The organism is Streptomyces sulphureus DSM 40104 (assembly GCF_000381025.1).
GTDB lineage: Bacteria > Actinomycetota > Actinomycetes > Streptomycetales > Streptomycetaceae > Streptomyces > Streptomyces sulphureus.
The window spans coordinates 1-24,647 of sequence record NZ_KB905834.1 but is presented as its reverse complement, the minus strand read 5'-3'; the positions used below and the strand labels follow the sequence as shown (position 1 = coordinate 24,647).

The following is a 24,647-nucleotide window of genomic DNA, read 5'->3' as shown; positions in this document are numbered from 1 at the left end:
CATGGCCTACACCCTGGACATCGCGAACCGCTTCACCTACCACCCGCCGCACGACGACCAGCCCGAACGGTACGAGCGGCTGCGCGCCGCGGGCCGTGAGTTCGCCGAGCTGCTGGCCGAGCTGTGCCCGTCCAGCCCGGAGCTGTCCCGGGCGGTGGAGCATGTGGATGAGGCGGTCATGAACGCCAACGCCGCGATTGCACGGCACGACTGACCTACGCGTACGCGCCTCTACGCTGCGCGATGACTCCGCTGGCTGGTGGGCCGGGAGCTGACGACACGAGACCCCGAAGAAGGGGGACGAAGCCGTGAGCTTCCTTGACGATCTCCTCGCCAAGCTGCGCGAGGCCCCGGCCGACCAGCACGCGGACCTCGTCCGCCAAGCCATCACCACCGCCGGCGCCGACCTGGACCCGTCCGCCGTCACCGCCGAAGTGCTGGCCCGCTTCGACACTGCGACCGAGGGCGACGGCCCCGCCGACGACGAGACCGTGGCCGTGCTGGAGCAGCTCGCCGCCGTCGCCGACGCGGTCACCGAGCACCAGGCCGCCGCGGACGACCGGGCACAGCGGGCGGCGGCGGCCGGTGACCGGCTGCGGAACCTCCAACCCCCGGCGGCGAATGAGCCCGACCCGGAGCCGGAGGCCGAGCCCGACCCGGAACCGGAGCCGGACCCTGCTGCGCCCGCCCCCGAGCCGGTGGCGGCGTCGGCGCGGCCGAGGGTGCCGCTCGGCCTGCACTCCACGACCCCGCCCGCGCCCGAGGTGGACCGCGGGCGGACCGCCCACACCCTCGTCGCCGCGGCTGATGTGCCGGGATACTCCACCGGCCAACTGCTCGACGGTCTCGGCGACTTCGGCCGTGCGTGGGAGCAGCGGATAATGCCGCTGATCACCTCCGGCGGGCGCGGTGGTGGCGGACGTCAGCGTGTCGGCGTCGCCCGCATCAAGCGCAACGTCCCGGATGAGTTCACGATCCGGGACGATTCCGAAGCGGACACGGTCATCAAGCGCGCCACCGACGAGACGAAGCTGAACGGCGGCTCCCTCGTCGCGGCCGGCGGCTGGTGCGCCCCGTCCGAGACGCTCTATGACCTGTGCGATCTGCGGATCACGCAGGACGGCATGGTCAACTTGCCCACCGTGTCGGCTCGTCGGGGAGGTGTGCGGTACCCGGCCGACTTCGACTGGGCCGCGATCTTCGGCGCCTGGGACAGCGTGGGCTTCCACCAGACCGAGGCCGACGCCATCGCGGGCGAAGAGAAGCCCTGCCTCGAAGTGCCGTGCCCGGACGACATGATCGAGTGCCGCCTCGACGTGGACGGCGTCTGCCTGCGCACCCCGATCCTCACCGAACGCGGCTGGCCCGAGAGGGTAAGCCAGTTCACCGAGGGCGTCCTCGCGATCCACGCACACAAGCTGAACGCCTGGAAGATCGCCAAGATGGAGAGCCTGAGCACGGCGGTCACGATGCCCGCTCCGGCCACGCCGGACCCGCAGGCCGCAGTGACCGACCCGCACGGGCCGGGCATGGTCGAGTCGGTGCTGTCCATGTTGGAGCTCCAGGTGCAGTACCAGCGGTACCGGGAGCGGCTCTCGCAGACGGCCACGCTGGAGATGATCGCCCCCTTCTGGCTGCGCGGCATCCTGAAGTCGGACCTGCGGAAGAAGCAGGCGATCGAGCGCCGGTGGAGCGTGCCGGACGGCGACATCGACGGCTACCTCCGTTCCGTCGGCGTCAGTCCCCAGTGGGTGTACGACTGGCAGGACGCCTACGCTGACCAGGACGCTTCCGGCTTCGGTGGCGAGACCGTCCCGACCGTGTGGCCGGACGAGGTCAAAGTCCTGCTGTACCGCGCGGGCAGCTTCTTCCAGCTCCAGGCCGACGTGATCAGCCTTGACGGTGTCTACGACCACGCCTCACTGACGCAGAACATGTACACGAGCCTCTTCACCGAGGAGGGCATCCAGGTGTGCATGCGCTGCGGCGTCTCCTACGTCGTCACTATTCCGCTGTGCGCCAACGGGTTGTCCGGCGGCCTTCAGACGGTGACCTGCGCCGCCGGCGGCGACGACTAGCCCATCCCTGAACCAGTAGCCCGGGGACCCGCTCCCCCCTTGCCGGAGTCCCCGGGCTGCTTCCCCACCGCGGAGGCGCACTTGAGCACCCCTACCCCTGTTCCGGGGCGCGTCGAGGTCGACGCGCCTCCGATCGAGCCCTACACCTACGGCCTGCTGTCGGTCGCCCAGGTGGTGACCGGCGATGGCCGCTGGCAGATGGGCGGAGTCGAGTACGAGACCGACGCCTGCGCCCAGGGCGGGCGCGTCGAGGGCTCCTGCCCCGTGCCGGACCCGCCAACCGAGCTGACGGCCACAGTGACCGCCACCCCCTCGGAGGGCCTCGGCGTGCGGGTCGAGCGGCCCTCCGAGGAGGCGACCACCGACCTTGTCCTGACCGCCGACGCGGGCCTGACCGGGCCGGTCACGGTCACGGTCACCCCGCCCGAGGACGGCGGCGAGCCGATCGACGTCGAGCTGGAGCCCGGCGAGTCGACGCCCGTCGAGACCGAGACCGAAGGCGGGTGGACGATCTCGTATCCGGCCGGGTCCGGCTGCTCGGCGACCGAGGTCACCATTCCCTACGCCGAGGGGTCGGGCGATCTTGGCTCCTGCCTGACGCTGGCATACCCGGTCGTGTGGTCGTCGGGGTCGAGCAGTGAGACGACCGTGGCCTACGAAGTGCGGCGCGGGTCGACGGTCATCGACGCCGGGTCGGTGGCGCCAGGCGGCTCCCGGCCGGCGGTGGTGTACGCGCCGGGCGAGTACGACGTGGTGTTCACCGCGGCTGGGGCGACGAGCCCGGAGTCCGGAAGCCTCGTCGTGCCGGGCGGGGCGTCTCCGTTCTCGCTGAGCTTCGAGGTGCCCTCGGGCACCACCTCGCACGACAAGCCGCTCGCCGAGGGTCTGACCTGGGTGGAGAGCGGTGGTCCGTTCACGGTCTACGCCCGTGCCGAGTGCAACGCGGTCGCCTTCCCGGACCCCCAGGAGCGCGCCATGGCGCGGCTGCGGCTGGTCGAGCACCGCGAGGTGGAGAGGGCGTTCTCGCTTCAGCTCGCCGCTGCCGGTGCTCGCACGCCGCTCGGTACGACGGCGGTTCCGCTGGCGGTGGCGCTCGGCGCGCTGGAGCAGGATGCGGTACTGCACTACGCCGGGCAGCCGACGCTCCATGCGCCTCGCTGGACACAGCCGGTGTGGACGACGGCGCGGCTGGTCGCCCGTCAGGGGCCGGAGATGCGCACCGAGTTGGAGAGCCGAGTTGCGTTCGGTGGCGGTTACTACGACGACCCGGCGGCGCCCAGCGATCCGGCTCCGGCTGAGGGCGTGTTCTGGCTGTACGCCACCGGCACCGTGACCGCGCATCGCTCGCAACCCTTCGTGCACGAGGCGTTCGACCCGCCCACCAACACCCGCACGGCCATCGCGGAGCGCACCTACGTGCTTGATCACGACTGCTACGCGGCGGCCGTCCTCGTCTCCGTCGCTGGCGGTGATGCGTGATGCCGGCCTACGTCCCCGACTCGGGCGAGACGCTCCGCGATCTGGTGCGCCGCGTCCTGCCCGGCCTGCCTCCCGGTGTACGGGCCGGGGTGCAGGTGGTGACGGGCGGCGAGCGTGCCGGGCTGGTGGTCCCCGAGCACGCCGCCCCCGCCGCCGAAGTCGCCGCCCCGCCGAAGTCCCCGCCTGCTCGCCGCGCGCAGCGGCGCCGACCCAAGGAGAACTGATGCCCTGTCCGTCTCTGCTGCGCGGCAAAGCGCTGCGAGCAACACGCCTGGACGCCTGCGGGCGCCCGGTCTACGGGCCCTGCGCCCAAGTCGTCTCGGACGGCTTCGTGACCATCAGCATGAGCCCGGAGACCGAAGAGGGCGACGCGATCACGGTGACCAAGGCCAACGGCCAGCAGTGCGTGAACGAGCCCGGCACGGAAACGCTCTCGTACCACGGGTTGGAGATGGAGTTCTGCGAGGTCGACCCCGACCTTGTGCAGATCATGAACCCCAGCTTCGAGATCTACCGCGACGCCGAGGGCAACGCCATCGGCTGGGACGAGTCCACCGAGATGCGCACCGACATCGGCTATGCCCTGGAGCTGTGGACGGACGTCTACTCGGGCGACGCTGACGCCTGCTCCGGCACCGGGGCACAGGGCCAGTGGGGCTACCTGCTGCTGCCCTGGGTCGTGGGCGCCATCCCGGGCGATCTGGAGATCACCAACGACGCTGTGTCCTTCAACTTCAACGGACGCACCAAGGTCGGGAGCGGCTGGCGGCGGGGCCCGTACAACGTGCAGGCAGGCGAGGGCGGTGTGCCCGGCCCGATGCTCAAGCCGGTCGGCCCGAAGGTGCCCCGCCGATTCTTCGTCACCACGATCCGGCCGCCGGAGCCGGAGTGCGGATGCCAGCCGGTGGACCGGCCGACTCCGGACCCGGCGGACCTGTACATCACGGGCCTCGCGTCCGAGTCCGACCGCAAGACCGTGAGGCTCCGTGCCGACAACCACGGCTTCGGCCCCGTGATGATCAACTGGGGCGACGACTCCGACCCGCAGGAAGCCGCGGACGGCGCCTGGATCACGCACGTCTACGACGAGGACGGCGAGTACACGATCACAGCGTGCGACAAGGAAACCCCGGTCATCTGCACCTCGCGCACGATCACCGTCCCGCTGCCGGCCGACGAGCCGACACTGGCCCTCACGGGTGAGGACTACGAGGTGACCGCCCTTGTGGAGCTGCCGTCGCAGTCGGACGGTACGGCGCTGATCGACTGGGGCGACGGCTCGGAGCCGGAGGAGATCACCGCTGGGGCGGACGGCACCGTCACAGTGCTCCACACCTACAGCGTGCCGTCCGTCTACACGGTGTCGGTCCGTCGGGGCGACATCGATACCTTCCGTGCCCGCGAGGCCATCGTGGTGCCGGCCGAACCCGATCCGGACCCGGAGCCCGAGCCGGCGATGGAAGCAACCGCGGACTCCGACGACGAGACCGGCCGCACGGTGCAGATCACCCTGACGGACTTCCCCGCCAGCTCGGCGGTGTCCGTGGACTGGGGCGACGAGACGACGTCGGAGGAGGTTCCGGCCGGGACGACCACGGCGACGCACGCGTACGAGTCGGAGGTGACGGGTGAGCAGACGATCACCGCGACCTCGGCGGGCGACGAGTCGCTGTCGGCGACGGCGACGTTCACACCGGGCGAGGGTGCCGGGCTGCGGATGAGGACGAGGAAGTCCGCCAAGTAGAGCTGGGGCCGCCGTTCAGCGCGGCGGTCCCGGCCTCTGGCCACCAGGAGAGGGGTGACCATGGCGCTGGCGGAGTACCGAGAGCTGTATTGGTACAAGACCGGCGAGATCGCGGCGGGCGAAGAGGCGTACGTCTTCCCGCTCGACTCCAACGTGTTCGCGCACTTGTTCGCGGACGAGGAGGGTAGCGAGCCGCTGCCCAATCCGACGAGCACGGACGCCGAGGGCTACCTGCATTTTTGGGCGGAGGCCGGGCACTACTGGATCAACGTCGACTCGGAGAGCTTCCAGGTAGCCGTAGGGGTGGTCGAGGAGTACGTCACCGCCGAGGAGCTGACGGAGGCGATCGACGCCTACAACGCGACCACGACCGACGTGCACGGCATCGCGGACACGACGGTGCTGGAGACCCGAGCCGGGGCCAAGGACAAGGCGGACGAGGCACGGGACCAGGCGGTCGCCGCCGCTGCGGCCGACGCGACCACGAAGGCGGACGCAGCTCGTACGGACGCCGAGGAGTCGGCCGCGACCGCGCTGACCGAGCACGAGGCCGACACCACCAACGTGCACGGCATCCCCGACACCAGCGCGCTCGCCACGGACGGGCAGGTGCAGACCGTCGCCGACGACCTGGCCGCGCACACGGCGGCGACGACCGATGTGCACGGCATCCTCGCCACGAGCGCGCTGGAGACCCAGGACGGTGCGCAGGAGCGGGCGGACGCCGCCCAGGCCGCCGCCGAGTCCGTTGCCGCGAGCGCCCTCGCCGCGCACTCGGACGCGACGACAGCGATCCACGGGATCGAGGACACGGCCGTGCTGGAGACGCAGGACGGTGCGCAGGCGAGGGCCGACGCCGCCCAGGCGGGGGCCGTCGCGGAGGCTGAGGCTGCGGCTGATGCGGCGTACGTGCCGCTGGCCGGCGGGACCGTCACGGGTGAACTCGTGGTCTCGGGTGGGCTGTCGGCCCGGCAGGAGGACGCCGCGGACAACGCAGCCCAGGTCGCCGTCGAGGGGGAGGAGTTCCCGCGGGCGGTGACTCGCGCCGACGGGCTGACGGTCTTCGGTACGGGGGCCGACGCCCCGGACACGCCCGGCTGGTACCGGGGCGATGGCGGGGCGCTGCGCACGGACTCGTACGCCGTCATGGAGGGCGGCGGGCAGTCCGGCGGCATCTTCACCACCTGGGAGCCGACCGCGAAAGCGCTGCGCGCGGGGAGCCCCGGCGGCGGCCTGGCCATCGCGGAGGGCGAGAACGCGCGGCTGGGCGTGGCGACGCTCGGGGGCGGCACGGTCACTGTGGCCAACACCTCGGTGACCGACGTCAGCCGCCTCTTCCTCCAGCGCGAGACACCCGGCGGCGACCCCGGACACCTGTCGTACGCCCGGGACCCGGGCGTCGGATTCACGATCACCAGCTCGTCCGCAGCCGACACCTCGACGGTGGGCTGGCTGATGGTCGAGCCCTCGTGAAGGGACCACGACCATGCCCGTGATCAATCCCCCGCCGAGGCCGGACCCGCTCGGGCCGCCCGCCGAGGACGGACCGTGCCCGTGGCCGCTCGACACGTCGTGCTGCCCTGGCTGGCCGGGCGACCCGGACGAGTGGAGCCCGGAACAGCAGACCGCTGCCGAGATCGCCACCGACGTGCTGTGGCGGCTGACCGCGGGCCGGTACGGGCTGTGCGAGGAGGTGATCCGGCCGTGTCGCCGTGCCTGCCACGAGTCGACGCCGACGCTCGCCTACGGAAACGGGCTGCTGCGTCCGGTGCTCGACCGGGGGCGCTGGTACAACCGGCCGTGCGGCTGCGGCCCCAGCGGATGCACGTGCACGCCGCTGTGCGAGATCCACCTGCCGGGACCGGTCCACTCGGTGGTCGAAGTCAAGCAGGACGGACAGGCGGTGGACGCGTCCGGATACGTCCTGCACCGCACGGCGACAGGCGGACGCCTCGTCCGGACAGGCGGGGAGTGCTGGCCCGACTGCCAGCGGGTGGACCGTCCGGACACGGAGCCGGACACCCTGTCCGTGCGGTACCTGCGCGGCCTGGAAGTGCCTGCGGCCGGACGCCGTGCGGTCGGTCAACTCGCCTGTGAGATCGCCAAGCTGTGTGAGGGGCGGCCGGGCGGCTGCGCTCTGCCGACGGGTACGAAGACGGTCAGCCGAGAGGGCGTGACGTACGACATCGTCCCGCCCGGCGACTGGCCGGAGACACTGCGCGCGCACATGCCGCAGGTGTGGGCGTGGGTGCAGCTCGTCAGCCCCCAGCAGCACCGGCAGCACGCCGCGGTCTTCTCCCTCGACCTGCCGCCCGCCCCGCTGGCGGCCCGCTACCGCCCGGAGGTGCCCCGGTGACAACGCCGGCCGATGTCCTGCTGCCGCCCGACGCCGACCCCCGGTTGGGGCCGGTGCTCTCCGGGCTGACCGCGTGCCTGTGTGCCGCGCTCTCCGAGGGCGGACGTCCCGCGTGCGCCTGCTGCTTGGTGTGGGGCTCGGGGCCGCCGTCGCAGGATTTCTGCGACTGTGACTGCGATGGCGGCCACGGCCAGGCGTGGGTGCGGGTGGTGCGTCAAGACCCGGTCGTCACCGACCAGCGGCGCCGCCGCTGCCAGACGTGGCGGATGCAGACCGTCATCGAGCTGGGCGTGGCCCGGTGCGTCGCCGTGGTCGCGCCGGACGGGCAGTCCGCGCCGATGTGCGAGCAGCGCGAGGCGGACGCCTGGGGCCTGGTCGCCGACACGCGACTGCTGCGGGGCGCGGTGGCCTGCTGTGACGCACTGGCCGATGTGCAGATGTGGCCGGGGCCCATCACGCCGATGGGGCCGCAGGGCGGGTGTGCAGGGGTCACGGCGCAGATCACTGTGGAGGTGTGACGTGGGCGTGCGAGTCGATGTCGATGTGGACGAGGCAGCGGTAGCACGGGTGCTCGCTGGCGTCGTGGACGAGGTGACGACGGCGGTCGCGACTGCGGCCCGCCGACGAGCACCGGTGGACAACGGGAGGCTGCGCGCGTCGATCCGGTCGGAGACGAGCGTCCGGGGCTCCCAGGTCGTCGGCGAGGTGTGGTCCAGCTTGGAGTACGCCGCGTACGTGCACGAGGGCACCGGGATCTACGGGCCGTCGGGCCAGCCGATCCGCCCGCGTCGGGCGCGGGTGCTGTCCTGGCAGCCGCGTGGCGGGGGACGGGTGTTCGCCCGGGAGGTGCGTGGGCAGCGCGGGCAGCCGTTCCTCGCCGACGCACTGGCCGAGGTATCGCCGTGGCCGATCGACCGGACCGTGCGGTACTGACCCCTACCGTGCCGGGGACCACCAGCCACAACGCGGCGCTGTGGGGGTCTGAAGCCCCCTCACGGTTATGTCCTCGCATAACCCCCGCGACCCGTGAGGAGGACCACCATGGCAACCGATTTCGTGATCGACGGCGACGCCGGACACGACCCGGATGCGCTGCCGCCCGTCGCCGTGCGCATCGACGGGGAGGTGTACGAAGCGCACTTCCCGAAAGACTCCGTGGGGCTGCTGGTCGCGGATCTGGAGGCTCGCGCCGACGACCCGACCGAGCAGAAAGCGATCATCGAGCAGATGCTGCGGATGATCCTTTCCACGGACGATGCTGCCGAGGTCATGGACAAGGTGCTCGACCTGGGCAACCGGCGGGTGGGCATCGGCTACGTGATCGACCTGGTGCAGAAGATCGCCGATCACTATAAGCCGCAGGTGGAAGCCCGGCAGGAGGAGATGGGCCTCGCTTCCGCGAACCGTGAGGAGCGACGCGCGGCGAAGAAGGCGCCGGCGAAGAAGGCCGCTGCGAAGAAGACGGCGCCCAAGAAGCCCGCGCGGCCGTGAGGTTCGGCCCCGCCGAGCCGGGGCCGCTGCGCATCAGCATCGACCGCCGCCCGTACACCCTCACGGTGCCCGACGGGCGCACGCTCGCGGGGATCGCCGCGTCCGGGCAGTGGCCGCAGCTCGTGCCCGGCCTCCTCGAGGGAGAGGAGCGCCGCGAGATCGACGCGCGGCTGCGCGACCCGGATGACCGGCTGGGCATGTACGCCTGCTGGCGCATCGTCCTAGGTATTGCCCCGGAGCTGTTCGGGATGGAGTGGTGGGCCGCCGCGCGGCTGTGCACCCTCGCTCAGGAGCGGTGGCGGGACTGGGGCGCCTGGTGCGTGCGGCACGGGATGGACGTCGACACGGCGTCAGCACACCGGATCGTGTCCGGCGTGTGGGCGTGGCTGGTCGACGGCGCGCAGGAGGAGAGGGACCTCCACAAGGTGGAGCAGGCAATCTTCGACCCACCGCCCGAACTCCGCCGCACCAGGACTGCCGTCCCGCGCGGGTTCTCCGACTCCGAGATGGCGGCGCAGGCGCGGCAGATCGCGGCCATGGCCGACGACGGCGACGAGTAGTCGGACCTGCCCGTACGCGCCCCTACCGTCCTGGTGACGCCGCTGGCTGGTGGGCCGGGCACACACCCCGATGACCGGGGTGCTGTGCATGCCCGGAGGTGACCGCCCGTGCCGCAGGTCGGCCGCACCTCCGTCCAGATCACTGCCGACACCGCCGGATACGCAGCCCAGCTCCGCCAGGAACTCGCCCGCGCGGGCCGGGACGCCGGCGAGGCCCTGGACGATGCTGTGCAGCGGGCGGTGCGCGGCACCGGAGAGCGGGCCGGGCGTCAGATCGCCCGAGACCTGCGCCGCACGTTGCGGACCGTGCGAGCCCAAGTCCGCGTCGACGCGGACTTGGGCCGCTTCGAGTCGCAGGTGCGGAACGCGGCCCGCGGACTGACGGCAGATATCCGCGTAGTCCCAGACCTTGACCGGTTCCGCGCGCAGATCGTGGCCGCGGCCCGCGGGCTTCGGCCGGTGCAGGTGCCGGTGCATGCAGATACCTCCCGCGCGACGGCGAGCATCGGGCGGCTCGCCTCCAGCCTCGGCGGCCTCGCAGGCACCGCCGGCCGCGCGGGCGGCATCCTCACCAAGGGGCTGGGCCTGGTGGTGCTGGCCGGGCAGGCAGCCGCCGCAGCGGGCAGCCTGGTGCAGTTCACGGCCGCGCTGACGCCGTCGATCGGCATCCTGGCCGTCTTGCCCACGGCCGTCACGACGAGCGCCGCTGCGGTAGGGGTGCTCGCCGCGGCCCTCAACGGAGTTGGCGAGGCGTTCGGCGCGGCGTTGACGGGCGATGCCGAGGAGTTCGCTGACGCGATCGAGGGGCTGGCGCCGGCCGCGCAGACCGCGGCGCAGGCAGTGCGGGGGCTCCGGAGCCCTCTCTCCGACCTGCAAGAAAGCCTTCAGCAGAAGTTTTTCGCCCAGTTCGCCGACCAGATCGCCGATGTCTCGGAGCTGCTGACCGGGTCGCTGTCCAAGAGCACCCGGGCGATCGCGGCGAACTTCGGCGAGGCGGCTTCAGCCGCTTTGCAGTTCGTCACCTCGTCCCGCGGCGTCGAGTCGGTGCAGGAGATCGTCAAGGGGACAGAAGCGGCGACCTCTCGGCTGCGGCTCGCCGTCGGGCCCGTCACCGAGGGCTTCCTCCGCATGTCGGCCGCCGTCGCCGAGGCTTTCGGCCCGAAGCTTGGCGCGGCGATCGGCAACGCGGGGGCGCGGCTCGGCGTGTGGATGACGCAGGTCTCCGACTCCGGCCAGGCCGTCGCCTGGGTGAGCGAAGCCGTCGCGGTCTTCCGGCAGCTCGGAGCGATCCTCGCGAACGTCGGCAGCATCCTCGGCAGCGTCTTCTCCGCCGCGTCCGCGGCCGGCGGCGATGTCCTCGGCGTCGTGAGCCAGCTCACCGGACACGTCGCAAACTTCCTCAAGACCGCGCAGGGGACGAGCGCACTCGTCGGGGTCTTCGAGGCGCTCGGCGCCATCGGCTCCGCGCTCGGCCCGATCTTCACCTCGCTGATCAGGGTGATCGGCGGCATCGCCCCGGCTTTCGTCCCGATTTTCGAGACGCTCGGCCCTGCGCTGACGGGTCTGATCGCCGCCCTCGGCCCTGCGCTCGCGCCGATCGCTACGGCGCTCCAGTCCCTCGCTACCGGGGTAGCCGGGGCGCTCCGTGCGATCCAGCCTGCGCTGGTGCCGGTGGGCGCCGCGCTCGGGGCCGTCGTCAACGCCATCTCGCCGTTGCTGCCGCTGGCCGGGCAGCTCGTCGGGACGCTCGCCGGTGCGCTCGCGCCCGCGCTGCGGACCCTGGCTCAGGCTGTCGGGCCGCTCATCCAGCAGCTCTCGGGCGCGCTCGGCCCCATCATCCAGCAGCTCGGGCGGCTGCTGACGGCGGTGCTCGGCGCCGCCCTGAAGATCGTCACACCGCTGTTGCCGCCGCTGGTCAACGCGCTGACCAGCATCCTCGGCGCGGTGCAGCCGCTCATCCCGGTGCTCACCCAGGTCGCGACCGCCCTCGGCACGGCGCTCGGGCAGGCGGCGCAGGCCCTTGCGCCGGTACTCGCGTCGGTCGGCGCGGCCGTCACCACGGTGGTGGCGGCGCTGGCGCCGCTGATCGGGCAGATCCTCTCCGCGCTGATGCCGGTTCTGCCGCCGCTGGTAGACGCCTTCAGCGCCCTGATGGACGCGCTGGTGCCGCTGCTGCCGCCCATCGCCGACCTCGTCGCGGCGGTGACACCGCTGGTCAGCCTGATGATCAGCATGGCCGGGCCGATCCTCCAGATCGCCGCGGCCTTCGTGTCCTGGATCGCGATCAACGCCGTCGTGCCGGTGATCCGGGGCGTGGTGGCGGTGCTGACAGGGCTGGTCAACGGGCTGACCGGGGCCGTCAACTTCATCGCCGCGCTCCCCGGGCGGATCGCCGGTGCGCTGGGCTCGCTGCCGTCGCTGATCTTGAGTCCCTTCCGCACGGCGTTCTCCCTCGCGCGCTCCGTGATCACCGGCTTCATCTCGGCGGCCGTGGGCTTCTTCAGCTCCCTGCCGGGTCGGGTCGGGTCGGCGCTCGCGGGCCTCGCCGGGCGTGTGGTGTCTGCGTTCACCTCGGCGCGGACGCGGGCGCTGGCGACCGCCCGCGGCCTGATCAGCTCGGCGGTCTCTCTCTTCACCACTCTTCCGGGCCGGATCGGCTCCGCCCTCTCCTCGCTCGGCTCACGGATCGGCGGGGCTTTCCGGAGTGCAGCGAGTGCGGCGCGGGGCGCGGTGTCCTCGCTGATCAGCAGCATTGTCAGCATGTTCACGTCGCTGCCCGGACGGATCATCTCCGCCCTCGGCAACATCGGCGGGAAGATCATCTCTGCCATCAAGTCGGGGCTCCCGTCCGTCGTGCAGGACGCGCTGCCCTTCGCGGACGGCGGGATCGTCCGCAGCCCCGTCAAGGGACTCGTCGGCGAGGCCGGCCCGGAGGTCATCATTCCCCTCTCCCGGCCGCGGCGCGCCGCCGAGCTCGCTCAGCAGTCCGGCCTCCTGGACCTCCTCGCCCGCCAGGGCGCGGGCGGCGGCGGCACGCAGATCACGAACAACTGGAACATCCAAAGCCGGATGTCCGACCCGGCGGTGCTCGCCCAGCACCTCCAAGGACAGATCGCCAGAGCGGCAGGGGTGTAGATGCTCGCCGACTACATGGACCTCGCAGGGGCAGAGATCGTCAACTCCGCCCGCGCCGCGGTGTATGCGGCCGGGCGGGGGGTGCCGGTGCAGTGCGACCCGTGCCCTGACCTGCCCGCAGCCCTCGGCGACATGCCGTATGTGGACCCGGCGACCGACGACGCACCCTGGTACGACCCCGCCGTCCCGGAGTCCGCCGGCGTCCTCGGCGTGCTCGGCCTGGACGTCGCCGGCTTCAACGCGGGCACGGTGAGCCGGGAGCCGGTGCCCCTGGTCGGCGGCGGCGCGGTGCTCGGCCCGGTCAGCCGCGCGCACCGGGAGATCGGCTACACCGTGCTCCTCATCTCGGACGGGGAGTGCTCCGCCTCGTACGGGCTGGAGTGGCTCTCGTCCGCGCTGGGCGGCTCTGCCTGCGCGTGCAACGGGGACGAGATGTGCGTCTTCTCCTGCTGCCCGACGGATGGTGAGCGGGAGCTGCGTCACCTGTACGACGTCGGACTTCTCGACAGCCCCCAGGTGACCGCACAGCAGCGCCTCGCGGGCGGCGCGGTCCTCACGACGGTGACGTTCTCGCTGGCGGCCGGGGTGCCGTGGATCTACCACGAGCCGTTGGCGACAGGCTCGGACTGGGTGCCGCTCGGCGGTGGCGACCGCGTCGGGCCGGTCGACCCGGACCAGGTGTATCAGCAGTGCCTCACCCCGGAGCCGTGCGCGCAGGACCCGCTGTGTCCGCCTCCGCCGCTGCCGCCCGCGCCGCCGGCGCCGGCGTCCCCTTGCTATGCGACAGGAATGGACACGTTCCAGCGGTCGCGGATTGCGGTCTCGCCGCTGGCTCAGTCGGAGTGGCTGGAGACCGTGCCCGTGCTGGAGGTGCGGGCCGGGTCCACGGACATGCGCCGCCTCCTGGTGCGGTTCTGGACGAACCCGCAGGGCACCCCGTGCGAGGACAACTCCGATCCGTGCAACGCCTGCACCGACATCAACCTCCCGTATCTGCCGCGCGGTTCGACGCTGCGCGTGGACGGCCGGGTACGGCGCGCGGTGATCGAGTGCCCACAGGTCCCCATCGGCACGGCCACGTCCACACCGATCATCTACGGCACGAAGGGCGCGCTGTTCGAGTGGCCGACGTTCGCGTGCCCGACCGGGCTGTGCATCGAGGTGTGGTCCCGCAGCGATTACACCGCTCCAGACGCGACAGCGCGCGTGCAACTCGTGCCGCGCGCGGACTTGGGGTGACACCGTGGCCGACATCCTGTTCACCCTCGACGGCAGCGCGACGCCGCTGCTGGGCGGGGCCGTCGCGCTCGATCAGACCCGAGTCCACCAGCAGCAGGCATACGACCCTGTGGCCGGGCTGGTGTACGCGACACAGGTCATCGCCAACGGCATACAGCTCACCGACGAGACCGAGCCGCCGCCTACCGGAGTACGGGACTCGCGCGGGGACCTGGCGCTCAACCGTGTGACGCTCGACGGCGAGGTCACGGGCGTGATGTACGTGCGGGGCTTCGACCACGGCGCGGGCCTGGCCGTCGAGCACGAGGACGGTACGGCGTACTTGTGGCTGGCCTACGACGCCGAGCAGCAGCCGATCGGCACCAACGCGCACGGCCGCCGACTGGTCAGGATGGCGTTCGAGGACGGCGCGATCCTGGACGTCGGCGCCCCGGACCTGGACGTGTACGAGCCGATCAGCCCGTACCAGGACGTGCGGGCGATCACCGCGAGTCTGGACGCCGACACCGGCCGCATGGGCATCGCCTACAACACGGGCAGCGGTACGCGGTACCGCGTCTTCGGCCTGGAGGACTTCCGCGCGAAGGACTTCAGCGCACCGCTGTTCGAGTTCGCGCGGCCGTCCTTCCCCAGCCTCCAGTCGTGGACGCTGTACGGGCACTACGTCTACCAGTTCCATGGCACCGCGTACGGAGACGCCAACCCTGCGCCGCCCGAGGGGAACGGTGACGCGTACTGGACGGTCATCGACATCCGTACCGGGGAGACGATCCAGCGCGTTCACGACCTGCACGCGCTGACCCTCGAATCCCGCGAGCCGGAGTCCGTCGCCGTCTGGGACGTCGACGGACGGCCGCAGTTCGTGTTCGGCTTCGCGACCGGGCCAGTCGGCGCGCGCCTGATGAACCTGTACGCGATCGACTCAAGCGTGGACCCGGACGTGACGCTCACCGCCGCGGTGGTGGGCAGGCCGCAGCCCGGAGTGGAGCTCACGGTCAACCTCGCCCAGACAGCGGGGATTCAGGACTGGTCGATCCTCCGCAGCGTCGGCGACGTCGACCAACTCCTGTTCTCCGGGCAGGGCAACACCTTGCCGACCGGATCGACGTGGCTCGACTCGTCACCGCCGGCCTGCGTGCCGGTCACCTACAAGCTGGTGATCCAGCGCACTTCGGGCGCCTCCGAGATCGACACCTCGGACGCGGTGACGTACACGCCTGAGGAGGGGTGCGGTGGAGGCGGCGGCCCGGTCGGGGACCAGACCACCACCTTGGGCTGCGCCACCGAGTACACCGCGCTCATCCACTGGCGGGGCGGTGCCCGCCCGTACACAGCTCTGCCTCGGCTGACGGCTGTCTCGTGGGGCCGCACGATCAACGACGTCAGCGAGGCGTCGATCACCGTAGCTATGGCCGACGTGGGCGCGGAGTGCTGCGAGGCGCTCGGCCTCGTGGAGCCGTGGGTGCACGAGCTGACGATCTACCGCGACGGCGAACTCGTCTGGCAAGGGCCCGTCGTGCGACCGAAGTTCGGGCGGAACACCGTCGTCATCGAGGCCACGGACGTGTTCTCGTGGCTCGACCACGTGGTGAACACATTTCGCGTCACCTACACCTCCAGCACAGCGGACGCGCGGGGCCGGATGCGGGCGCCGATCACGTACATCGCCGAGAACCACATCAGGCTCAACCTCGCCGAAAGCAGCCTGAGCGTGCCGCCGGACTGGTGCGAGGTCCTGCCGTACATCGTCCGCCGCGACACCGGCCTGCCCCGCATCAAGGTCGAGAAGGACGGCAGTACGAACGGCACCGTGTGGACCGAGTACCTCGGCACCATCCTCCGCGAGTGGACGAAGCGGGGGTTGACCTGGACCACGGTGGGCCGGTCGCTGCTGCTGCGGGGCCGGCCGACGAGCGAGACGCGGGCCGCGGCGACGCTGACGCTCGATCACATCGCCGGGGATGTCGAAGTCGTCAAGGACGGGGGCAACGGGGCCACTTACGCGTTCGCGACCAGCCAGGAATCGCGAAACATCAGTACCGGCAAAACCCTGGGCACCGGCCGCACCGGCACCGCATATGGGCGTCTGGACACCCTGGTGAAGCTTCAGGAGGAAGAGGTCACCGACGCTGACCTTCGGGCGGCGGCGCGTGACGATCTGGCTGGTCGGTACCCGGTGCCGGTGTCGGTCAGCGTGCCGGACTCCGCGCAACTCACCCCGGACGCCCCAGTGACCATGCGCCAACTCGTTCCTGGGGAGCGGCTGGACGTATTCGCCCACAGCCTGTGTCTCCCCCTGGCGCAGGGGTTCGCGCTCTCCGAGGTCGACGTGACCTGGCAGGACGGCGCGGAGAAGGTCGGGATCGGGCTGATCCCCCTGGGCGATGTGGACGAGGAGCTGAGCGCATGAGCGCACTGCCTGGCCAGCGGGCCGCACAGCGGCCGATGCGCGCCGCTGTCTCCGTGCAGCGGGCGATCGGCCGGACGGTCGCGGACGGCGGCGCCTCGACGGGCGTGCTCGTGCTCAACGTGGGCGGTGAGTGGATGCAGCAGGTCATCGATGAGGACGGCCAGGAGCAGCTCGTGCCCTACCAACTGGACGAGGGAGAGGATTAGCGGTGGCGCGGTGCGGATGCACGGGAAGCTGCTCGTGCGTGCTGGAGGTCGACCCTCCGCTGACCAAGTCGGGGAACGGGTCGGTGCCGTCCCCGTGGCGGCTCGGCGTCGATACCGATGACCTGATGTCAGACGTCGCCGGGCTCGGCCTGACGTGGGACAAGGGGCTCGGGAAGCTGCAAGCCTGCCTCTCCACCGACAGCGGCAACAGCCTGCGGTTCGGGGCCGACGGCTGCCTGTACGCGCCGGGCGGCGACAGCTCCATGCCGGAGGTGTGCGCCCGCCCGATCGAGTCCCTGCCCGCCGCCCCGGGCGTGGTCGGCGCGGAGGCCCTCGCCGGGCTGCACGGCCCGTACTCGTCGCCGCACCAGCTCGAATACTGCCTGGGGCACGGCTTCGACCTGATCGGCTTCAAGGTCGCCACCTCGTCGGACGACGTCGGGGTCGTCGTGGACTACTGGAACCACCGTCTGAGCGCCGGGCGGAGCAGCATCTACGTGTCCCAGGACGTCCGGCAGGTCAGCTCGTCCACAGTCAAGAGCCTCATCAACTACGCGGGTGACGCCGACGACCCGGTGTCCTACGACCCGGGCGAGTCCTTCCCGATCGCGGACCGGACCGACCGGAAAGGCGGCTGGTGGGGGTGGCTCGCGGCTCGGTACCAGCAGCCGCTCGCGGGCGAGTTCCTCGCCCGGATCGACGGCAAGGCCGTGGCGCTCATGGACTGCTCGCCACACCCGGAGGCGGCGGCCTACCCGGAGTCGGACGCGATCACCGGCGCGATCCGCGCTGTGCTTCAGCACTGCGCGCAGCCCTGGGCGATGATCGGCGTGCGCGAGTTGACCAACGCCGAGACCGTGTCGGCCGCGGGGATCACGCCCGTGATGATGCCGCTGCGGCCCGAGACGTGGGGTGAGACCGGGCTGCCGTACCCGGTGGACGATCTGACCGGCGCCGGCGTCGAGTGGATCGTGCTCTCGCACCTCTACGACGACGAGGTGTTCACCACCTACCGGGACGCCGGGCTTCAGGTGCTCATGTGGGGCGACTCGCGGCACGCGACCCGGGCGCGGATCGAGTCCCTGGAGCTGCGGGGCGGGTACATGCTCGACCCGCTGTACTACCGCGGCGGCATCCCGGGCGGCAATCGGTACGGGTACCGCGCGGAGTATGACCCGTGGGAGCACCGGCGGCCCGGCACGGGCCAGCTCACCTACCGCACCGATCAGGGCAATGTCGTCTCGCCGACCGGCCAAGTGCGGGGCCGCGTGGAGGCCGCCGAGCAAGGGCTGATTCTGCCGTCGGGATTCGGGGAGGATTTGGGCCGGGCGGCCGTGCTCTGTGGCTGGGAGGCGCCGCTGACGGATGCGGAGAGCTACACCATCACGTGGGACATGAAGTGGAACACGCTCGCGTCCGTCGCAGCCCGCGCCAAGATGGGTCTGCTTTTCGGGGCTGCTACGGATGCTGATCCGCGTGAGTGGCCTGAGGACGCGCAGGCAAATCCGTCCGGATTCCCGGAGGGGCAGAAGACACTTTACCGCGTCTATCAGCGTCAGAATGGCGAAATCGGCATCGGTAAATGGGCGTCGCAGGACAGCGACATTGTGTCTCTCGCGACGGCGAATTCCCCGGCTATTGCGGCCAACGCCTACAACACGTACGAACTCGTCGTCTCCCCGACGCAGATCACGTTTACGCGGGTCATGGCCAATGGCCAGCGGGTCACGGTGACGACCGGCGATCAGCAGTACCGAGGCGGATACTTTTGGATTGAGAAAGAAGAATCCTTCTTCGGGTCGACCGCGAATCGCTTCGAGGGGAAATTCCGAAACATTACCTATGCGCCAGCCTCAGGGGGCGATGCAGCGTGACCGTTAAGGGGATTGACGTCTCCTCGTACCAGTCCGAGCGGTACAGCACAAAGGGTCTGGATTTCGTCATCATCAAAATCACCGAGGGGACCACGTACACAAACCCGAAATGGGTCGCCCAACGCAAGACGGCGAGGGATGCGGGGCTCGTCACGGGCTTCTACCACTTCGTGCGACCGGGCTCGATGACCGCCCAGGCGGACTACTTCCTCTCGAAGATCAACCTCGTCGCGGGGGACATGCTCGTCCTCGACTGGGAGGACCCCGGAGTCAGCAACGCGAGCAAGGACAAGTGGATCAAGTACGTGCAGAAGAAGCGCCCCGGCCACAAGGTGCTCCTGTACTGCAACCGCGACTACTGGCTCAACCGCGACAGCACCTCCTTCGCCGGAGACGGCCTGTGGATCGCCCAGTACAACGGCAAGCCCGGCAAACCGTCGATCAAGGCGCCGTGGCTGATCCACCAGTACACCAGCACCCCCGTCGACACGAACCTCGCCCGCTTCTCCAGCCGCGCGGCTATGCGGACGTGGGCGACCGGCAGCACGCAGGAGGACGACATGCAGCTCAACGACCAGGTGAAGATCGCTGATTGGGTCAGCGAAGCCTTCCCGAAGCAGACCGGATTGCAGGACGGGCAGATCAGCGTGCAGACGGCGCTCGGCTCTGGCTACGGCTACGCGCACATCGCCGCCGACAACTCCACGAAGATCCTGGCGCAGCTCGGCGCGCAGCAGGCGACGATCGACAAGCTGGTGGACGCGATCGGCTCCGGCGGCGGACTGACCGCTGCCGAGATCAAGGCCGCGGCCGAGGCCGGCGCCCAAGCCGCGCTCGACCGGCTCGGCGACGCGCTGGTTGAGGAGGACTGAACAGTGAAGATCTTCGGACGCGAACCCGCCCTGGTGCTCGGCGTGGTGTCGGCGGCGCTCGGCCTCGTCGTCACCTTCAACATCGGCATGAGCGCGGAACAGGCCGGCGCGATCACCGCGCTGTTGTCCGCCGTCGGCGCTGCGGTGACGGCCGCGCTGACCAGACCCGTCGCGCCGTCCGCCTTCACCGGGGTGGTGGCTGCCGGTGCCGCACTGCTGGCCGCGTACGGGTTCGAGGTGAGTCCCGAGACCGTGGGCGCGGTGAACGCGCTCGTTCTGGCCGTGCTGATGCTTCTGACTCGCGGTCAGGTGGCGCCGGTCGAGCCGAAGTCGGCGCGGACGCTGGCGAGCTGATGGCGGAGGAGCCGACCGTCGCGGTCGAGCTGGAGCGGCTGCGCGGTGTCACCGAGGCGGGGTTCGCGCGGCTGGGCGGTCGGCTCGATGTGGTGCTGGAGCGGACGGATCGGGCGGAGGCGGATGTGCGGCAGCTCCGCGAGGATCATGACAAGGACATCGCGGAGTTGCGCGGCGCCGTTGAGGAGTTGAGGCGCGGGCGGTGGCCTCTGCCGTCGATCGCGGCGTTGTCCGGGGTGGGGGCGTTGGTGGTGTCGCTGTACGAACGTCTCGGTTAAAAGCCCCCCGCCGGGTCCATCCCCGTGTAACACGGGGAACAGTAGGCGACTAGGGCGACGTGAGGTCGGTACGGCGGCCCCGGCCGGGGCGTGCACCGTGCAGGGCGCGCACCTGGTCGGCCGCGTACAGGCTCTCTCCGCCGCGTCCTGCGGCGCGGCCGCTGGCGGCGAGCCCCCAGCGGTGGAGCTGCTTCCTCGCGGTCCCTGTCGCTGAGGGACCCGTGTAGCCGAGTTCCTCGGCGACGCGGGAGATCGTCCACCGCTCGTGCGGCCGCTGCGCGTAGGCGTCGAGCTGGTCGGCGTGCCACAGCGGCATCATCTCGCCCAGGGCGTAGCGGTAGGGCCGGGGCGCGTGCTCCACGCGTTGCAGCGTGGTCCAGGCGTCCTTGGTGAGGCTGACGCCGAGGTCTGCGAGGTAGCGCTGCGCCTGCTCCGCGGTCAGGCACCGGTCCTCGCGTGCCGCCTCCGCTGAGGGCACTCGCTCCTCCAGCGGCTCCATGCGGCTGCGCGCACCGGCGATCGGCCAGGCGTAGTAGGGGATCTGGCGGGCGTTGTACTCCAGCCACTCCGCCTCGCTGGTCGACGACCCTGCGTGGAGAAGTTCGAGGTTGGTCATGAAGCGCAGGTCGGGCTCGTCGGCGATCGCATCAGCTTTCGGGCCGGTGCCGTGCCAGTAGGCGTGGTGGGGGTTGTCGCCCTTGGTGCGTCCGGTGTCACACAGCACGCCAAGCGGCTGGTGGTCGAAGCTCATGCTGATGGCTTCAGCCAACGCGCGGGCTTTGGGGGTGAGGGTGTCCAAGTCGACGTCGACCGGCTCTGTGAAGTTCCGCAGGCGAACAGTGGCGTAGGTAGGCACGAGCGCTCCTTGAGAAGTCGTCACATGTAGCGGGGGTTGAGGTACTCGTCGTCGCGGGCGCGCATCGCGGCGTCAGCGGCGTCGGCTTCGTCTTCGAGCTGCTGGAGGGCGGCGGCGAAAGCCGGGGCGTGCTTGGCGAGGCGGCTGAGGTCGATGTGATAGACGGCCTGACCGTCTTCGCGGGTGTAGGCCAGGCCGCGTTGCTCGGTGGTGATGCCGAAGTCGCCGTAGGTCGCCTGGGTGTCGCCGAGGTAGATGCGATCCTGCGCGTAGGGCGCGTTGGTGGGTGTGACGGGTGCGCCGTCGGCGTAGGCGGCGGCGAGGGCGTCGGCGTCGCCGCGGATGCCGTACTCGCCGCCCCTGATCTGCACGAGCGTGCCGGTGGTCGTGGTCATGGTGGCCGCCTTCCTGGCGCGCATGGCGCCGAGAGTGATGCGGTGAGCGAGGGAGGAGGCGGAGATGACCCAGCGGCCCGCGCGCTTGATGGCGGCGACGGCTCCGTAGCGGCACCAGTAGCGGATGGTGGCTACGGTCACGTCGGCCTGGAGTGCAGCGGCGGCGGTGTCCATCGGGTCCTCCCTCTGTCGATGACCTAACTATGCCTCACGGTGAGGCGAAGTTCAAGCACGCAGCCAGTCAGGAGGAGCACGTACCGCGGAGGAGTCTCGCCCGAGGGCGGCGCAGGTTAGGACTGTGTCTATCGCTCGGGAAGACCCCTGCCGTCGTATCGAACGGCAGGGGTCTTGGGGCCATCCCTACATGTGCGGGGAGCATCGAGCCGGCCGAGTGGAGCCCGGAGCAACAGGCGGGCCACCCCCGCACGCGCGGGGAGCATCTTCCTGACCGGCGGTGTTGGCGGTGCCAGTGTCACGCAATCCATTCACGGGCAAGCATGGCGTGTACGACGGAGTCGCGCCACTGACCAGCCTTCAAAATGTGCTCGCGGATGGTCCCTTCTTCGACCATCCCAGCAGCGGTCAGGGTCTTCGCAGACGCCTTGTTGTGCGGGGAGCGCGCTCCCCAGATGCGGTGAAGCTCCAGCTCCTCGAACCCGACGCCGAGTAGGAGCTGGACGGATTCGAGGCCGAGGCCGGCGCCCCAGGTGTCTGGGCGCAGTGCGAAACCGAACGTAGCGCCGCGCGGCTGATGTGGATCAGTAGCGATGCGGCCGAACCCGATCAGGTCGTTCGTGTCTCGCTGGACGACGGCGAGCGCGTACTCGGTACGCGGGCTCTCTGCTGCCGAGGCGACCGACCTGGACACGATCTGTTCGACCTGCTCGCGGCTACGCGGCTCGAACGACAGGTGTTCGGTAGCCGCGGGGCTGCCGTAGATGGCGAGCACAGCGTCGACATCGTCGTGGGCGAGCTCGCGTAGCTTCAGGCGTGAGCTTGATCGGTTGACCGGGTACATGGCTCGGACCCTACCCCCGGGGCAGGGCGCGCCGGCTCGACGGGAAGGATTCGATCTCGGCGCAGAGGTCCTGGGCTGCAACGGCGGTGCGTGCGGGGCTGTTCATCAGGGCTTGACGTACTCGTAGCGCGCTCCCGACGATGCCGTTGTTCCGATGGGAGACCGGAAGGTCCAAGACGGGTCGGATGGCCTCCACGGCTCCGTCTAGGTCTCCACCGAAGAGACGGATCAGCGCGAGGTCGCACTGTGCTCCCGCGAGGTCGCCGAAGGCCCAGTGCGGTGAGGACGGATCGCTGAAGTCTTGCACGGCTTGTTCCGCCTGCGCACCGAGTGCCGCATTGCCGTGGCCGAGCAGTGCCTCCGACTCCACTGCGTAGTAGAGCTGCTTCTCAGGGGCGTAGGTGAACAGGCCGCCGAGTTGATCGAGGTCGTCGTGCACGACGACCTCTCGCCGGTCGTTGGCTTGTTGGTTGGCGGTACGTACCGTCTCCTCGTCGCCTAGGACTGCGGCGGCGCGGGACTTGAGACCGAGCAGCCACAGGCCGACCGTCCCGCGCAGGTTCTCGGTGGCCTGTGCTCCTTGGCTGGCGTAGAAGTGGGCATCCTGCGGCTTGTCCGCCCAGTACGCGATCAGCGACTTGAGCCCGTCAGTGAGGGCGATCAGGCCGGCATGCTCGGCTTCCTTGGCGCACGAGGCGGCGACGCGGGTCATCGTCATCGCCTCCGCGCGAGCTTCCATATCGTTGAAGCCCTTGGCTACGAGGAAGGACAGCACCGCGGCCTTGAAGTTGAGATCTCGCAGTTGGGACGGTCGAACCTTGCCGCCGTCCAGGAGGCGAAAGACTTGGTCCTGGGTTTCCAGCAGGTCGTCCCAGATCGCCGACAGGGGCTCACGCGGGTATGCGAAGACCAGACGCGACACCTCGTCGTCGAGGAGGCCGAGCGTATCGTCACCTACTCGGTTCTGGTCGTTGCTCAGCAGGAACGCTTTCGCCCGTTGCACTGCCATCGTGCCCGTCCTTTTCATCTCGCTCAAGTTGACGCCGTTGTCGGCACCAACTGCACCTGGTGACGTGTCAGTGAGAGGAACGAAGGCTGACCCGGCCCCTTCGGGGACGTCGGTCCACAGGTCATCGATGCCGTAGTTCAACATCTCGACCACGACCCGTCGGAAGGCCCGCTGTGGCCTCCGGCCCTCGTAGATCCACCCTTCGATGGTTTTCAGGGCCGGTTCAGCGGTCTCCCCGAGCTTCGCGGCTGCTTCGCGATACCGAGGAAGGAAGTCCTCAGGGCTTCGCATTCCGCGGGCCGCGAGGACTTGCCGGAAGAACAACACAGCGCCCTCCAACCTCCTGGCACGACGTGGCACGACGGTAGACCGCCTGCCCCTCAATCTGCCCGTTATCGGCGGCACTTAGCGGTTCCGAGGAAGACCCGGGGAATGGCCGAGGAGAACCCGCGAACGACCGCACCTCACTCCGAGGGCAAGTTGGGGGTAGAGCCGTCTGGCATCAGGTTGGAACGCTCTTACCAGCACTCGCTGAGTGCATGGACGTGCACCAGTACACGTATGACCAGGGAGTTCCGACGATGACAAGCAATATCCGAGCGGGGCGCCCTCACCGCACAGCAACGCCTCACAAGGTGGGCCATGCGGCACGGTGACTCGGTGATCGACAGTCTGACCGGGCGTCTCGGTGTGGTGGAGGAGGTGCGGCCGCACGAGGTCCGGCTGCGTCCCCTGCCGGAAGGGACCGGCCCGGCGTGGAGCACCACCCCTGCATCGGTACGCCGTGCTGAAGACCGCGAGGTCCTGAGCGCTCTTCGTTCTCGTGGGAGGGAGGCCCGGTGATCACTCGGACGCTGTGGGACGTCGTCTGCACCACCCAGACCGGCGGCCGTGAGTGCGAGGCAGAGGCCAACGCCCTGCCCTCGAAGGCGAGTGCGGACGCCTGGCGCGACCGCCACCACCGGGAGACCGGACACACCCACTACCTGCGCATCCAGGCGGACAACGAGGACCTCACGCGGCGCGTCAAGCCGCCCGAGCGGGTGAGGTCGGGCCTGCGCGCGGTGGAGGACCCGAAGACGCAGTAAGGCCGGATGGGGCCCGGCGGGGGCTGCTCCCTCACCCCTGGACTCCCGGCGACAGAGGCTCCCGGGAAAGGCTCCGCCGCGTCGGCCTCTAAGACATCGACGCGGCGGAGCACCACACCACACACCCAACGAGGCGGGGACCCATGTCCGATACCGACACCGATCCGAGCGACGACGCCGAGCACATCTACCGCACCGTCGCCGC

24 protein-coding genes are annotated in these 24,647 nt (G+C 70.4%); 20 read left to right on the top strand and 4 right to left on the bottom strand.

What is annotated here, in order from left to right; all coding sequences use genetic code 11:
- Nucleotide 1: 1 nt before the first annotated feature.
- The 19 genes from F603_RS0131095 (at nucleotide 2) to F603_RS0131005 (ending at nucleotide 20,076) form a co-directional block, all read left to right on the top strand.
- Nucleotides 2-214: an Acb2/Tad1 domain-containing protein gene (locus F603_RS0131095; protein WP_019549832.1), complete on the top strand. Its 213-nt coding sequence runs from the start codon at nucleotides 2-4 to the stop codon at nucleotides 212-214.
- A 94-nt stretch (nucleotides 215-308) separates the two neighbouring features.
- Nucleotides 309-2,078, top strand: coding sequence for a major capsid protein (locus F603_RS33685; RefSeq protein ID WP_019549831.1), 1,770 nt, complete (start codon nucleotides 309-311; stop codon nucleotides 2,076-2,078).
- Between the two features lie 81 nt (nucleotides 2,079-2,159).
- Nucleotides 2,160-3,557, top strand: a complete 1,398-nt coding sequence (locus tag F603_RS0131085) for a hypothetical protein (protein ID WP_019549830.1) — start codon at nucleotides 2,160-2,162, stop codon at nucleotides 3,555-3,557.
- Complete coding sequence (locus tag F603_RS0131080; protein WP_019549829.1) at nucleotides 3,557-3,781, top strand: hypothetical protein; 225 nt, start codon at nucleotides 3,557-3,559, stop codon at nucleotides 3,779-3,781. The genes F603_RS0131085 and F603_RS0131080 overlap by 1 nt, the downstream gene beginning before the upstream one ends.
- Nucleotides 3,781-5,301 carry a hypothetical protein gene (locus tag F603_RS33680; protein ID WP_019549828.1) on the top strand — a complete coding sequence of 507 codons (1,521 nt, stop codon included), beginning with the start codon at nucleotides 3,781-3,783 and terminating at the stop codon, nucleotides 5,299-5,301. The genes F603_RS0131080 and F603_RS33680 overlap by 1 nt, the downstream gene beginning before the upstream one ends.
- A 60-nt stretch (nucleotides 5,302-5,361) precedes the next feature.
- The gene (locus F603_RS0131070; RefSeq protein WP_019549827.1) at nucleotides 5,362-6,774 is read left to right on the top strand and encodes a hypothetical protein; all 1,413 of its coding nucleotides are present in this window, start codon (nucleotides 5,362-5,364) and stop codon (nucleotides 6,772-6,774) included.
- Between the two features lie 13 nt (nucleotides 6,775-6,787).
- Nucleotides 6,788-7,657, top strand: coding sequence for a hypothetical protein (locus F603_RS33675; protein WP_019549826.1), 870 nt, complete (start codon nucleotides 6,788-6,790; stop codon nucleotides 7,655-7,657).
- Nucleotides 7,654-8,175, top strand: coding sequence for a hypothetical protein (locus tag F603_RS0131060; RefSeq protein WP_019549825.1), 522 nt, complete (start codon nucleotides 7,654-7,656; stop codon nucleotides 8,173-8,175). Before F603_RS33675 ends, F603_RS0131060 begins: the two co-directional genes overlap by 4 nt.
- Nucleotide 8,176: 1 nt before the next feature.
- Entirely contained in the window at nucleotides 8,177-8,590 is a 414-nt protein-coding gene (locus tag F603_RS0131055; protein WP_019549824.1) for an HK97 gp10 family phage protein, read from the top strand.
- 108 nt (nucleotides 8,591-8,698) lie between these two features.
- On the top strand, nucleotides 8,699-9,148 hold the full coding sequence (locus tag F603_RS0131050) for a hypothetical protein (protein ID WP_019549823.1): 450 nt from the start codon (nucleotides 8,699-8,701) through the stop codon (nucleotides 9,146-9,148).
- The gene (locus tag F603_RS0131045; RefSeq protein ID WP_019549822.1) at nucleotides 9,145-9,708 is read left to right on the top strand and encodes a hypothetical protein; all 564 of its coding nucleotides are present in this window, start codon (nucleotides 9,145-9,147) and stop codon (nucleotides 9,706-9,708) included. The genes F603_RS0131050 and F603_RS0131045 overlap by 4 nt, the downstream gene beginning before the upstream one ends.
- A 108-nt stretch (nucleotides 9,709-9,816) precedes the next feature.
- On the top strand, nucleotides 9,817-12,843 hold the full coding sequence (locus tag F603_RS33255) for a phage tail protein (RefSeq protein ID WP_019549821.1): 3,027 nt from the start codon (nucleotides 9,817-9,819) through the stop codon (nucleotides 12,841-12,843).
- Complete coding sequence (locus F603_RS0131035; protein WP_019549820.1) at nucleotides 12,844-14,082, top strand: hypothetical protein; 1,239 nt, start codon at nucleotides 12,844-12,846, stop codon at nucleotides 14,080-14,082.
- A 4-nt stretch (nucleotides 14,083-14,086) separates the two neighbouring features.
- Complete coding sequence (locus F603_RS33670; protein WP_019549819.1) at nucleotides 14,087-16,492, top strand: phage baseplate protein; 2,406 nt, start codon at nucleotides 14,087-14,089, stop codon at nucleotides 16,490-16,492.
- Entirely contained in the window at nucleotides 16,489-16,698 is a 210-nt protein-coding gene (locus F603_RS0131025; RefSeq protein WP_019549818.1) for a hypothetical protein, read from the top strand. Before F603_RS33670 ends, F603_RS0131025 begins: the two co-directional genes overlap by 4 nt.
- Before the next feature lie 38 nt (nucleotides 16,699-16,736).
- Nucleotides 16,737-18,572 (top strand): hypothetical protein, encoded by a 1,836-nt coding sequence (locus F603_RS0131020; RefSeq protein ID WP_019549817.1) that lies wholly within the window; start codon nucleotides 16,737-16,739, stop codon nucleotides 18,570-18,572.
- Nucleotides 18,569-19,444, top strand: a complete 876-nt coding sequence (locus F603_RS36425; protein WP_019549816.1) for a GH25 family lysozyme — start codon at nucleotides 18,569-18,571, stop codon at nucleotides 19,442-19,444. The genes F603_RS0131020 and F603_RS36425 overlap by 4 nt, the downstream gene beginning before the upstream one ends.
- A 3-nt stretch (nucleotides 19,445-19,447) precedes the next feature.
- Entirely contained in the window at nucleotides 19,448-19,798 is a 351-nt protein-coding gene (locus F603_RS0131010) for a hypothetical protein (RefSeq protein ID WP_019549815.1), read from the top strand.
- On the top strand, nucleotides 19,798-20,076 hold the full coding sequence (locus tag F603_RS0131005; RefSeq protein WP_019549814.1) for a hypothetical protein: 279 nt from the start codon (nucleotides 19,798-19,800) through the stop codon (nucleotides 20,074-20,076). The genes F603_RS0131010 and F603_RS0131005 overlap by 1 nt, the downstream gene beginning before the upstream one ends.
- Before the next feature lie 49 nt (nucleotides 20,077-20,125).
- Here the strand turns inward: F603_RS0131005 and F603_RS36170 are convergent, their stop codons facing one another.
- From F603_RS36170 to F603_RS0130985, 4 genes are all read right to left on the bottom strand, one after another.
- Nucleotides 20,126-20,932 carry a hypothetical protein gene (locus tag F603_RS36170; protein ID WP_019549813.1) on the bottom strand — a complete coding sequence of 269 codons (807 nt, stop codon included), beginning with the start codon at nucleotides 20,930-20,932 and terminating at the stop codon, nucleotides 20,126-20,128.
- A 20-nt stretch (nucleotides 20,933-20,952) separates the two neighbouring features.
- The gene (locus F603_RS0130995) at nucleotides 20,953-21,501 is read right to left on the bottom strand and encodes a hypothetical protein (RefSeq protein WP_019549812.1); all 549 of its coding nucleotides are present in this window, start codon (nucleotides 21,499-21,501) and stop codon (nucleotides 20,953-20,955) included.
- A 298-nt stretch (nucleotides 21,502-21,799) separates the two neighbouring features.
- Nucleotides 21,800-22,345 carry a GNAT family N-acetyltransferase gene (locus tag F603_RS0130990; RefSeq protein WP_019549811.1) on the bottom strand — a complete coding sequence of 182 codons (546 nt, stop codon included), beginning with the start codon at nucleotides 22,343-22,345 and terminating at the stop codon, nucleotides 21,800-21,802.
- A gap of 10 nt (nucleotides 22,346-22,355) precedes the next feature.
- Nucleotides 22,356-23,498, bottom strand: coding sequence for a hypothetical protein (locus F603_RS0130985; RefSeq protein ID WP_245600949.1), 1,143 nt, complete (start codon nucleotides 23,496-23,498; stop codon nucleotides 22,356-22,358).
- Between the two features lie 695 nt (nucleotides 23,499-24,193).
- Between F603_RS0130985 and F603_RS0130980 the strand changes: the two genes are divergently transcribed.
- Nucleotides 24,194-24,442: a hypothetical protein gene (locus F603_RS0130980; protein WP_019549809.1), complete on the top strand. Its 249-nt coding sequence runs from the start codon at nucleotides 24,194-24,196 to the stop codon at nucleotides 24,440-24,442.
- The last annotated feature ends 205 nt before the right edge of the window (nucleotides 24,443-24,647 follow it).

What these genes read in the sequence shown, in the direction of transcription:
- F603_RS33680 (WP_019549828.1), top strand. Translation starts at nt 3,781, where the DNA reads ATGCCCTGTCCGTCTCTGCTGCGCGGCAAAGCGCTGCGAGCAACACGC.
- F603_RS0131080 (WP_019549829.1), top strand. Translation starts at nt 3,557, where the DNA reads ATGCCGGCCTACGTCCCCGACTCGGGCGAGACGCTCCGCGATCTGGTG.
- F603_RS0131025 (WP_019549818.1), top strand. Translation starts at nt 16,489, where the DNA reads ATGAGCGCACTGCCTGGCCAGCGGGCCGCACAGCGGCCGATGCGCGCC.
- F603_RS0130985 (WP_245600949.1), bottom strand. Translation starts at nt 23,498, where the DNA reads ATGTTGAACTACGGCATCGATGACCTGTGGACCGACGTCCCCGAAGGG.
- F603_RS0131095 (WP_019549832.1), top strand. Translation starts at nt 2, where the DNA reads ATGGCCTACACCCTGGACATCGCGAACCGCTTCACCTACCACCCGCCG.
- F603_RS0131050 (WP_019549823.1), top strand. Translation starts at nt 8,699, where the DNA reads ATGGCAACCGATTTCGTGATCGACGGCGACGCCGGACACGACCCGGAT.
- F603_RS0131035 (WP_019549820.1), top strand. Translation starts at nt 12,844, where the DNA reads ATGCTCGCCGACTACATGGACCTCGCAGGGGCAGAGATCGTCAACTCC.
- F603_RS0130990 (WP_019549811.1), bottom strand. Translation starts at nt 22,345, where the DNA reads ATGTACCCGGTCAACCGATCAAGCTCACGCCTGAAGCTACGCGAGCTC.
- F603_RS0131070 (WP_019549827.1), top strand. Translation starts at nt 5,362, where the DNA reads ATGGCGCTGGCGGAGTACCGAGAGCTGTATTGGTACAAGACCGGCGAG.
- F603_RS33675 (WP_019549826.1), top strand. Translation starts at nt 6,788, where the DNA reads ATGCCCGTGATCAATCCCCCGCCGAGGCCGGACCCGCTCGGGCCGCCC.
- F603_RS0131005 (WP_019549814.1), top strand. Translation starts at nt 19,798, where the DNA reads ATGGCGGAGGAGCCGACCGTCGCGGTCGAGCTGGAGCGGCTGCGCGGT.
- F603_RS0130995 (WP_019549812.1), bottom strand. Translation starts at nt 21,501, where the DNA reads ATGGACACCGCCGCCGCTGCACTCCAGGCCGACGTGACCGTAGCCACC.